Raw genomic sequence first — 9,737 nt, 5'->3', positions numbered from 1 at the left:
GGGCTGGGCCGGCTTGCCGATGTTTTCCCAGTTGCCCTTGCCCTGCTTGTCGCGGACCAGGTCCAGGCTCAGGCCTTCGACGCGGATCGCGCTCATCTGCACGTCCTTGCGCAGCAGCGGCAGGACCCGCACCGACAGGCCGAGCATCTGCAGGTCGGCGAACGGCTTGGTCGGCGTGGCGGTACTGGCGATGCTGGTGTCGTGCAGCTCCAGGCCCAGCCAGGGGAACAGGCTCCAGCCGATGTCGCCCTTCAGGTCCAGCTCCAGGTTGGCCTTGTCGCGGGCGATCTGGCGGATTTCGTCCTTGTAGTCATTGGGATCGAACAGGTGGGTCAGGGCGAAGCCCAGGGCCACGACGAGCAGTAAGAGTCCCAGGAAGAACAGCCCCAGGACCTTGCCGAATGCTTTCATGGACGAATCCTTTGTGCTGGCAGCGGTGAATGTGCGGGCGAGTATAACAACGCCGTTTTGCCAGGCCGACCCTGCGCGCGGCGAAACCTCGTCTCAGAGTGCGCGGGCGACCCGTTCGGCGAGCGCCAGGCTGGCGGTGAGGCCGGGCGACTCGATGCCGAACAGGTTGACCAGGCCGGGCAGGTCGTGTTCGGCAGGGGTTTGGATGATGAAGTCGGCGGCGGGTTCCCCCGGCCCACCGAGCTTGGGCCGGATGCCGGCGTAGCCGGCGGCCAGGCGCCGAGGATCGATGCCGGGGAAGTAGCGCGAGATGGCCTGGGCGAAGGCGGGGCGGAGGGATTCGTCGACGCGGTAGTCGAGGTTGTCCACGTAATTCACGTCGGGACCGAAGCGCAACTGGCCGCCGAGGTCGAGGGTGGCGTGGATGCCGAGCCCGGCGGTGCGCGCCTCGGGCATCGGGTAGACCAGGTGGCGGAACGGCGAGCGGCCGCTGTAGGAGAAATAGCGCCCCTGGCACAGGTGCAGCGCCGGCACCAGGCGCGGATCGAGGCCTTCGGTGCGTTGCGCCAGCGCCTGGGCGAACAGGCCGCCGGCATTGACCACCCAGCCCGCGCGCAACCGGAACGCTTCGCCGACGCTCTGTCCTTCGGCGCGCCAGCCGCCGGCGTGGCGCTCCAGGCGGTCGACCCGGGTGTCCAGCGCCAGTTGTGCGCCGTGGCGCTCGGCGGCGGCCTGCAGCGATTGCAGGTAGGCGTGGCTGTCGATGATTCCCGTGCTCGGCGAGAGCAGGGCGGCGACCCCGCGGACCTGGGGCTCCAGCGCGCGCAGCGTGGTGCCGTCCAGCGGCATCAGGTCGTCGACCCCGCAGGCGCGGGCGTTGGCCGCCAGGGCCTGAAGCTTCTCGCGCTCGTTTTCCTCCACCGCCACCAGCAGCTTGCCGATGCGCCGGTGGCCGACGCCGTGGCGGGCGCACCAGGCGTACAGGCGTTCGCGGCCTTCCAGGCAGAGATCGGCCTTGAGCGAGCCGGGCGGGTAGTAGAGGCCGGCGTGGATCACTTCGGAATTGCGACTGGAGGTGTGGCTACCGACCAGCCGTTCGCGCTCCGCCACCAGTACGCCGTGGCCGGCTTCGGCCAGGCGCGCGGCGCAGGCCAGGCCGAGGGCGCCGGCGCCGACTACCAGTACGTCGACGTCGTTCATGCGTCGCTGGCTGCGCGCTGCAGCACGGCGACGATCGCTGCCCGCGCCTGCGGGCTGTTCTTCCAGCAACTGGAGCCGGTCAGGGCCGCGCCTTGGGCGAGGATGCTCGCGGCATCGCTGTCGCGCAGCCGGACGAAACTGTCCAGGCCCATCTGTTCCAGGCGTTGCAGCACGGTCGGGCCGACTCCCTTGAGGGCGAGCAGGGCGGTGCGTTCGGCGGTGGAAAAGGACATGGCGAAGCTCCTTGGCTGGGACCGCCGCCGAGCATATCAGAGGCTGTCCAGCGGCAGCCCGTGGCGCGCGGCGAGGGCGAGGGATTCCAGGTGCCCGTCCGGGGCGACCAGGCGCAGCGGCTTGCCGGCTTCGGCAGCCAGGCGCCGGGCCTCGTCGAGGAGGCGTCGGCCGACCCCGCGGCCGCGGGTGATGCCGCGCACGCAAAGGTGCGACAGCTGCCAGGCGTCGCCGCCGCGCCGCAGCAGGGCGGCACCCAGCAGGCGGTCGTTGAAGCGCCCGGCGATCAGCTCGCCGGCGGCCAGCCCGGCCGCGACCAGCGCCGCGCCGTCGGCATGCGGGGCGAACAGCCAGTCCGGTGCGTCGGCGTAGATCTTCGCCAGGTCCAGGCGATCCTGGGCGCTGGGTTGGGCGAGGGTTTCGACGATCACGGGCATGCGGCTCTCCGCGGCGGGATGAAAGGAGCGCAGTGTAAGGCCTGGCCCGCCGCCCGTGGGGCGATTCGCGCCGACGGTCGCGGCTGGCAGCGCCAGCCCGGGCCTGCCTATAATGCTGGCCCTCTTATAATTACGTGCAGTGTTAGCTGTGGAGCTGGTGATGGCCGAACGCAAGGCATCCGTCGCGCGCGACACCCTGGAGACCCAGATCAAGGTCTCCATCGACCTGGATGGGACCGGCAAGGCCCGGTTCGATACCGGGGTTCCCTTCCTCGACCACATGATGGACCAGATCGCCCGCCACGGCCTGATCGACCTGGACATCGAGTGCAAGGGCGACCTGCATATCGACGATCACCACACCGTCGAGGACATCGGCATCACCCTCGGCCAGGCCTTCGCCAAGGCCATCGGCGACAAGAAGGGCATCCGCCGCTACGGCCACGCCTACGTGCCCCTCGATGAGGCGCTGTCGCGGGTGGTCATCGACTTCTCCGGGCGGCCCGGCCTGCAGATGCACGTTCCCTTTACCCGTGCCAGCGTCGGCGGCTTCGACGTCGACCTGTTCATGGAGTTCTTCCAGGGCTTCGTCAACCACGCCCAGGTGACCCTGCACATCGACAACCTGCGCGGGCACAACACCCACCACCAGATCGAGACCGTGTTCAAGGCCTTCGGCCGCGCGCTGCGCATGGCCATCGAGCTGGACGAGCGGATGGCCGGGCAGATGCCGTCGACCAAAGGGTGCCTGTGATGCAGACGGTAGCCGTGATCGACTACGGCATGGGCAACCTGCACTCGGTGGCCAAGGCCCTCGAGCACGTCGGTGCCGGCCGGGTGCTGGTGAGCAGCGACGCGGCAGTGATCCGCGAGGCCGACCGGGTGGTGTTCCCCGGGGTCGGCGCGATCCGCGACTGCATGGCCGAGATCCGCCGCCTGGGCTTCGACGCCCTGGTCCGCGAGGTCAGCCAGGACCGCCCGTTCCTCGGCATCTGCGTCGGCATGCAGGCATTGCTGGAGTGCAGCGAGGAGAACGACGGGGTCGACTGCATCGGTCTGTTCCCCGGCCAGGTGCGCTTCTTCGGCAAGGACCTGCACGAAGCCGGCGAGCACCTGAAGGTGCCGCACATGGGCTGGAACCAGGTGAGCCAGGCGGTGGAGCACCCGCTGTGGCACGAGATTCCCGACCAGGCGCGCTTCTACTTCGTGCACAGCTACTACATCGAGGCCGGCAATCCGCGCCAGGTGGTGGGGCACGGGCACTACGGCGTCGATTTCGCCGCCGCGCTGGCCGAAGGCTCGCGTTTCGCCGTGCAGTTCCACCCGGAAAAGAGCCATACCCACGGCCTGCAACTGCTGCAGAACTTCGTGGCCTGGGACGGGCGCTGGTAGGCCATGGCCAGGGCGAAGAGCAAGACGCCGATCCTCCAGCTGGACGCCGCGCAGACCCAGGACGCGGCACTGGCGATCAAGCGCTTCATGGAGGACCGCTTCGAACTGGAGCTGGGCTCCTTCGAAGCCGAGGAACTGCTCGATTTCTTCGCCCGCGAGTTCGCCCCGTACTTCTACAACAAGGCCATCCTCGACGTGCAGTCGTACCTGAAGGAACGGTTCGAAAGCATCGAGAGCGATGTCTGGGCGCTGGAAAAGAGTTGAGTTTCCGCGCGCCTGCCCACCGAATACAGACTTGAACAGGGTTCACCGATGCTGATCATTCCCGCGATCGACTTGAAAGACGGCGCCTGCGTGCGTCTGCGCCAGGGCCTGATGGAAGACGCCACGGTCTTCTCCGACGATCCGGTGGCGATGGCCGCCAAATGGGTCGATGGCGGTTGCCGCCGCTTGCACCTGGTGGACCTGAACGGCGCTTTCGAAGGCAAGCCGGTCAACGGCGAGGTGGTCACCGCCATCGCCCGTCGCTACCCGGACCTGCCGATCCAGATCGGTGGCGGCATCCGCTCGCTGGAAACCATCGAGCATTACGTTCGCGCCGGCGTCAGCTACGTCATCATCGGCACCAAGGCGGTCAAGCAGCCTGAGTTCGTCGGCGAGGCCTGCCGCGCCTTCCCGGGCAAGGTCATCGTCGGCCTGGATGCCAAGGACGGTTTCGTCGCCACCGACGGCTGGGCCGAGGTCAGCGAAGTCCAGGTGATCGACCTGGCTCGTCGCTTCGAGGCCGACGGGGTGTCCGCCATCGTCTACACGGATATTTCCAAGGACGGCATGATGCAGGGCTGCAACGTCGAGGCTACCGCCGCGCTGGCCAATGCCACGCGGATCCCGGTGATCGCCTCCGGCGGCATCCACAATCTCGGCGACATCCAGAAGCTGCTGGACGCCCGCACCCCGGGGATCATCGGCGCCATCACCGGCCGGGCGATCTACGAAGGCACCCTGGACGTGGCCGAAGCCCAGGCGCTGTGCGACAACTTCAAGGCCTGAGGCGAACCGCATGGCACTGGCAAAACGCATCATCCCCTGCCTCGACGTGGACAATGGCCGAGTGGTCAAGGGCGTCAAGTTCGAGAACATCCGCGACGCCGGCGACCCGGTCGAGATCGCCCGCCGCTACGACGAGCAGGGTGCCGACGAGATCACCTTCCTCGATATCACCGCCAGCGTCGACGGGCGCGACACCACCCTGCATACCGTCGAGCGCATGGCCAGCCAGGTGTTCATTCCGCTGACCGTGGGCGGCGGCGTACGCAGCGTGCAGGACATCCGCAACCTGTTGAATGCCGGCGCGGACAAGGTCTCGATCAACACCGCCGCGGTGTTCAACCCCGAGTTCGTCGGTGAGGCCGCCGACCGCTTCGGCTCGCAGTGCATCGTGGTCGCCATCGACGCGAAGAAGGTTTCCGCCCCGGGCGAGGCGCCGCGCTGGGAAATCTTCACCCATGGCGGGCGCAAGCCCACCGGGCTGGATGCCGTGCTCTGGGCGAAGAAGATGGAAGACCTGGGCGCTGGCGAGATTCTCCTGACCAGCATGGACCAGGACGGCGTGAAGAGCGGTTACGACCTGGGCGTGACCCGCGCCATCAGCGAGGCGGTGAACGTGCCGGTGATCGCTTCCGGCGGCGTCGGCAACCTGGAGCACCTGGCCGCCGGCATCCTCGAGGGCAAGGCCGACGCGGTGCTCGCGGCGAGCATCTTCCACTTCGGCGAGTACACCGTGCCGGAAGCCAAGGCCTACCTCGCCAGCCGCGGTATCGTGGTGCGCTGAGGCACGTTGCGCCGCAGCGCACAGGGCCGGTGATCGGCTAGCCATTCCTGAGCGCGAGTCGACACTCGCGCGGCTTTCTTTCAGGTACAGTCACGCCCCCCGCATCAGGTGCCGCTAGAGCGCCGATGCCCTGCCATAACGACAAACATTGCGACCGACAGGGAGTCCTCCATGTCCATCTTCCGTCTGGCTCTCGGCTGCGTCGGCAGCCTGGCCCTGCTATGCGCTAGCGCCCTGGCGCGCGCCGAAACCCTGGTCCTGCTGACCGAGAACCTGGTGCCGTTCAACATGGCGGTGAACGGCGGCAACTACGCCAAGAACGATGGCATCAGCGGCATCAGCACCGATACCGTGCGCGCCGCCTGCGAGCGCGCGCAGATCGAGTGCCAGCTGATCCTGCGTTTCCCCTGGGACCGGGTCTACCAGCAGGCGCTGAGCGAGCCCGGCTATGGCGTGTTTTCCACCGCCCGTACGCCGGAGCGCGAGGACAAGTTCAAGTGGGTCGGCCCGCTGGCGGTCAACGACTGGGTACTGATGGCCCGCGGCGACAGCAGCATCCACCTGAACAGCCTGGAAGACGCCGCGCGCTATCGCATCGGCGGCTACAAGAACGACGCCATCAGCCAGCACCTGGTCGACCGCGGCCTGCAGGTGCAACTGGCGCTGCGCGACAACGAGAACGTCGACAAGCTGGCCAGCGGGCAGATCGATCTCTGGGTCACCGCCGATCCGAGCGGGCGCTACGTCGCCCAGCGCGAGGGCCTCAAGGAGGTGAAGGTGGTCCAGCGTTTCCATACCGCCGAGCTGTTCCTGGCGCTGAACAAGGACACCCCGGACGAGCTGGTGCAGAAGTTGCAAACGGCGGTCGACGCGCTGCGCAGCGAAGGCTTGTTGAAGCAGATCCGCGAGCGCTACTGACGCCTCGCCGGCGATGCTGGCAAAAGGCTGGCCTGGCGGCGCGGCGCTGGTTATTCTGCCTCGCTCCAGGCCCCTGACAGGATGACAACAATGCAAAGAAGCCTGCTCTTCACGCTGCTCGCAACCCTGCTGCTGGTCGGCGGCGCGCGCGCCGAAACCGATCCCGACTACAGCATGGTCCTGCTCACGGAGAACTTCCCGCCGTACAACATGGCGATCAACGGCAAGAACTTCGCCCAGGAAGACAACATCGACGGCATCGCCGTGGATATCGTCCGCGAGATGTTCAAGCGCGCCGGCATCAAGTACAGCCTGACCCTGCGTTTCCCCTGGGACCGCATCTACAAGCTGGCGCTGGAGAAGCCCGGCTACGGGGTGTTCGTCACCGCCCGCCTGGCCGAGCGCGAGGACAAGTTCAAGTGGGTCGGTCCGATCGGCCCGGACGACTGGGTGCTGCTGGCCAAGGGCGACAGCCCGATCACCCTGGGCAGCCTGGACGAGGCGAAGAAATACCGGATCGGCGCCTACAAGGGCGATGCCATCGCCGAGTTCCTCGGCAAGAACGGTTTCGAGGCCGACCTGGCGCTACGCGACCAGGAAAACGCGCAGAAGCTGGTCAAGGGCCAGATCGACCTCTGGGCCAGCGGCGATCCCGCCGGGCGCTACCTGGCCAAGCAGGAAGGCGTGACCGGCCTGAAGACGGTGCTGCGCTTCAACAGCGACCAGCTGTACCTGGCGCTCAACCGCGAGACTCCCGACGAAGTGGTGCAGAAGCTCCAGGCAGCCCTGGACGGCATGCGCAAGGAAGGCTTCGTCGAGGACATCCTCAACAGCTATCTCTGATTCGCTCCGTCCGGCCAACAGGGGGCCGGGCGGGGAAACGCCTTTGCCGGCCCCGCCGGCAATGCCATGGAAGGCCGACGAGCCAGCTATTTCGTCCTGACGCAGGGATGCCGCTAGCCAATAACGATAACCAAGCGAGCGGTGTGACCATGCTGAAAGTCCTGATCCAGACCCTGATCCTGGGGGTGTTGCTGGGGGCCTCCGCGGCCCGTGCCGAATTGCCCGCCGACTACAAGGTGGTGCTGCTGACCGAGAACTTCCCGCCCTTCAACATGGCGGTGGACGACAAGAACTTCGCCCGCGACGATGGCATCGACGGCATCAGTGCCGACATCGTCCGGGAGATGTTCAGGCGCGCCGGCATCGGCTATTCCCTGAGCCTGCGCTTCCCCTGGGACCGCCTGTACCGGTTGACCCTGGACAAGCCCGGCTACGGGCTGTTCTCCATGACCTACACCCCCGAGCGGGTGCCGCAGTTCAAGTGGGTCGGCCCGCTGGCCGACACCAGTTGGGTGTTGCTGGCGCCGGCCGGCAGCAAGATCGCCGTGAAGAATCTCAAGGACGCCGCCCGCTACAAGCTCGGCGCCTACAAGAACGACGCGGTCAGCCAGCACCTGGAAGCCCAGGGCATCCCGGTGATCAACGCCCTGCGCGACCAGGAAAACGTGAAGAAGCTTACCGGCGGGCAGATCGACCTGTGGGCCACCACCGATCCGGTCGGTCGCTACCTGGCCAAGCAGGAAGGCGTGTCCGGCCTGCAGACGGTGCTGCGTTTCAACGAGGCCAAGCTCTACCTGGCGTTGAACAAGGACACTCCGGACGAGGTGGTGGAGCGCCTGCAAAAGGCCCTGGAGCAGATGCGCCAGGAAGGCTTCGTCGACGAAGCCGTCGCCAACTACCTCTGAACCTGGCGGGCGCCCCTCCGTCGGCGCGGCGAGGGGGCGCTCAGTCCAGGTCGTAGGCCTGGACGCCGAGGTCGCGGCTGTCGTACCAGTTGCCGCGGGCCCAGAACACCCGGTCGTGCGCCTCGTCGAAACCGAGCACGCCGAGGTAGCCGGCGATGTCCAGGCGGCGCCAGGATGATCCCCAGTCGTCCGAGTAGTACACCGCGTTGGCGGAGACGCTCGCCGGCTCTTCGTCGGGATACAGCCACAGCGGCACTTCGTAGTGGTTCATGGTGTTGGCCAGCAGCACATTCCTGCCCATGTAGAACTCGCGCAGCCCGGAACTGGACGGCAGGGGCCAGAACGGGCTGGGCAGCTTGCCGGTGATCTTCCATTCGAGCGCTTCGCGATCGAGCTCGGCGATCAGCGAGCGCGATTCGTCCGGGTGGTCGAGCACTGCGATCACCCGACCGTCCATGTTCTGTTCCAGGCGCTCGACGGCCACGCCGTCGGTGCGCCGGATCGCGCCCATCTGCCAGCGTCCGCCCTCGCGGCGCAGTTCGGCCTGGGTGGTGACCAATACCGAGCTGGTCAGGTAGCGCCCTTCGGGCGGGCCATAGCGGAAGGTCTGGCTTACCCAGATCGCGGCGCGCTCCGCATCCAGTTGGGCGACGTGTGCCTTGATCTGCCCGTGCTTGCCGTTGTAGTCGCCCCAGCTGACGCCGTTCGGCGCCAACTCGCGGGCGTAGGCGAGGTCGACCAGCAGCGGCGCGGAGGTGGCGATCGACTCGACGCTGGCGCCGCGGTCGGGCGAATAGAACAGCCCGCTCGGCTGGCCGGGTTCCCGGCCGCCATCGGCACCGCCGTATTCGAAATCACCCCAGACCCAGACTTCATCCTTGCCGTGGAAGCGCGGTGCGAGAGCCCAGCCCAGTCGATTCGCCTCGGCCATGAAGCCTTCCTCGAGCCGCCGCCAGCTCTTGCCCTGGTCGTCGCTGCGCAGCACCACTGTCTGCTCGCGCTGACCGTTGTCCTTGCCCGGGCGCCGCAGGCCGGTGAGCAGGAAGACGCTGGAACCGTCCGGCGTGACTTCCAGGCAGGCGGTCTCGCCGAGCCGCGCCACTTCGTGGAACACGCCGTCCGCGCCCAGGCGCGAGACATAGGTGGTTTCCGGATCGCCGCCGGATAGCAGCATGCCGTTGAGGAAGTTGAAGAGGTGGGGTTCGGACTCTTCTTCCCTGGGCTGGGCGGCCGCCACCAGGTCCAGGTCGATGACGCCCTCGGGCAGTGCCTGCTCGTCGCGGCCGACCTCGCGCCGGCCTACCAGCCAGGTGCCGGCGGGCGTCGCCCGCACGCCGGTGCAGAATTGCTCCATGGCGCGCTGGTCGATGTTCTCGACCTTGCCGACGGTGCTCTCGCCGGGGCTGGCGCCGCCTATCTCGAACTTGGCGCTGGTGAGGATCCAGATGAAACCGAGGGGAATCGCGCCAGCGACCAGCAGGGCGGCGGCGAGCAGGGGCATGGGAGGGGAAGGGCGGGCCATCGGTGCGTCCGTGCAGGAATGACGAGGGCGTCACCTTAACCGCTGCC

At 67.5% G+C, this 9,737-nt stretch carries 13 protein-coding genes; 8 read left to right on the top strand and 5 right to left on the bottom strand.

All coding sequences use genetic code 11. The features are described from left to right. The 4 genes from FFS27_RS04470 to FFS27_RS04455 all read right to left on the bottom strand — a co-directional run. Nucleotides 1-411 (bottom strand): AsmA family protein (locus FFS27_RS04470; RefSeq protein ID WP_137951940.1); only part of this gene is annotated, 411 nt, incomplete at its 3' end. 93 nt (nt 412-504) lie between these two features. Continuing rightward, on the bottom strand, nt 505-1,611 hold the full coding sequence (locus FFS27_RS04465; protein ID WP_023101649.1) for an NAD(P)/FAD-dependent oxidoreductase: 1,107 nt from the start codon (nt 1,609-1,611) through the stop codon (nt 505-507). Next, nucleotides 1,608-1,844, bottom strand: a complete 237-nt coding sequence (locus FFS27_RS04460) for a hypothetical protein (protein ID WP_009314450.1) — start codon at nt 1,842-1,844, stop codon at nt 1,608-1,610. The genes FFS27_RS04465 and FFS27_RS04460 overlap by 4 nt, the downstream gene beginning before the upstream one ends. A gap of 36 nt (nt 1,845-1,880) precedes the next feature. Then, nucleotides 1,881-2,279, bottom strand: coding sequence for an acetyl-CoA sensor PanZ family protein (locus tag FFS27_RS04455; RefSeq protein ID WP_009878269.1), 399 nt, complete (start codon nt 2,277-2,279; stop codon nt 1,881-1,883). A 160-nt stretch (nt 2,280-2,439) separates the two neighbouring features. Between FFS27_RS04455 and hisB the strand changes: the two genes are divergently transcribed. From hisB to FFS27_RS04415, 8 genes are all read left to right on the top strand, one after another. Next, nucleotides 2,440-3,033, top strand: coding sequence for an imidazoleglycerol-phosphate dehydratase HisB (gene hisB / locus FFS27_RS04450; RefSeq protein ID WP_003096088.1), 594 nt, complete (start codon nt 2,440-2,442; stop codon nt 3,031-3,033). Then, nucleotides 3,033-3,671 (top strand): imidazole glycerol phosphate synthase subunit HisH, encoded by a 639-nt coding sequence (hisH, locus tag FFS27_RS04445; protein ID WP_023092720.1) that lies wholly within the window; start codon nt 3,033-3,035, stop codon nt 3,669-3,671. The genes hisB and hisH overlap by 1 nt, the downstream gene beginning before the upstream one ends. Nucleotides 3,672-3,674: 3 nt before the next feature. Further along, entirely contained in the window at nt 3,675-3,935 is a 261-nt protein-coding gene (locus tag FFS27_RS04440) for a DUF2164 domain-containing protein (protein WP_003111635.1), read from the top strand. A 48-nt stretch (nt 3,936-3,983) separates the two neighbouring features. After that, nucleotides 3,984-4,721 (top strand): 1-(5-phosphoribosyl)-5-[(5-phosphoribosylamino)methylideneamino]imidazole-4-carboxamide isomerase, encoded by a 738-nt coding sequence (hisA, locus tag FFS27_RS04435; RefSeq protein ID WP_003106336.1) that lies wholly within the window; start codon nt 3,984-3,986, stop codon nt 4,719-4,721. Nucleotides 4,722-4,731: 10 nt separating this feature from the next. Further along, on the top strand, nt 4,732-5,502 hold the full coding sequence (gene hisF, locus FFS27_RS04430; RefSeq protein WP_003106334.1) for an imidazole glycerol phosphate synthase subunit HisF: 771 nt from the start codon (nt 4,732-4,734) through the stop codon (nt 5,500-5,502). A gap of 171 nt (nt 5,503-5,673) precedes the next feature. Next, a complete protein-coding gene (locus tag FFS27_RS04425) occupies nt 5,674-6,420 on the top strand; it encodes a substrate-binding periplasmic protein (RefSeq protein ID WP_003111636.1) in 747 nt (248 codons plus the stop codon). A gap of 90 nt (nt 6,421-6,510) precedes the next feature. Then, complete coding sequence (locus FFS27_RS04420) at nt 6,511-7,263, top strand: substrate-binding periplasmic protein (RefSeq protein ID WP_021263276.1); 753 nt, start codon at nt 6,511-6,513, stop codon at nt 7,261-7,263. Between the two features lie 149 nt (nt 7,264-7,412). After that, nucleotides 7,413-8,168 (top strand): substrate-binding periplasmic protein, encoded by a 756-nt coding sequence (locus tag FFS27_RS04415; protein ID WP_003096075.1) that lies wholly within the window; start codon nt 7,413-7,415, stop codon nt 8,166-8,168. Nucleotides 8,169-8,208: 40 nt separating this feature from the next. Here the strand turns inward: FFS27_RS04415 and FFS27_RS04410 are convergent, their stop codons facing one another. Beyond that, nucleotides 8,209-9,690 (bottom strand): hypothetical protein, encoded by a 1,482-nt coding sequence (locus FFS27_RS04410; protein ID WP_021263277.1) that lies wholly within the window; start codon nt 9,688-9,690, stop codon nt 8,209-8,211. Nucleotides 9,691-9,737 lie beyond the last annotated feature (47 nt).

The organism is Pseudomonas sp. 2VD (assembly GCF_005503585.1).
GTDB lineage: Bacteria > Pseudomonadota > Gammaproteobacteria > Pseudomonadales > Pseudomonadaceae > Pseudomonas > Pseudomonas aeruginosa.
This window is presented reverse-complemented; position numbering and strand designations above follow the sequence as displayed.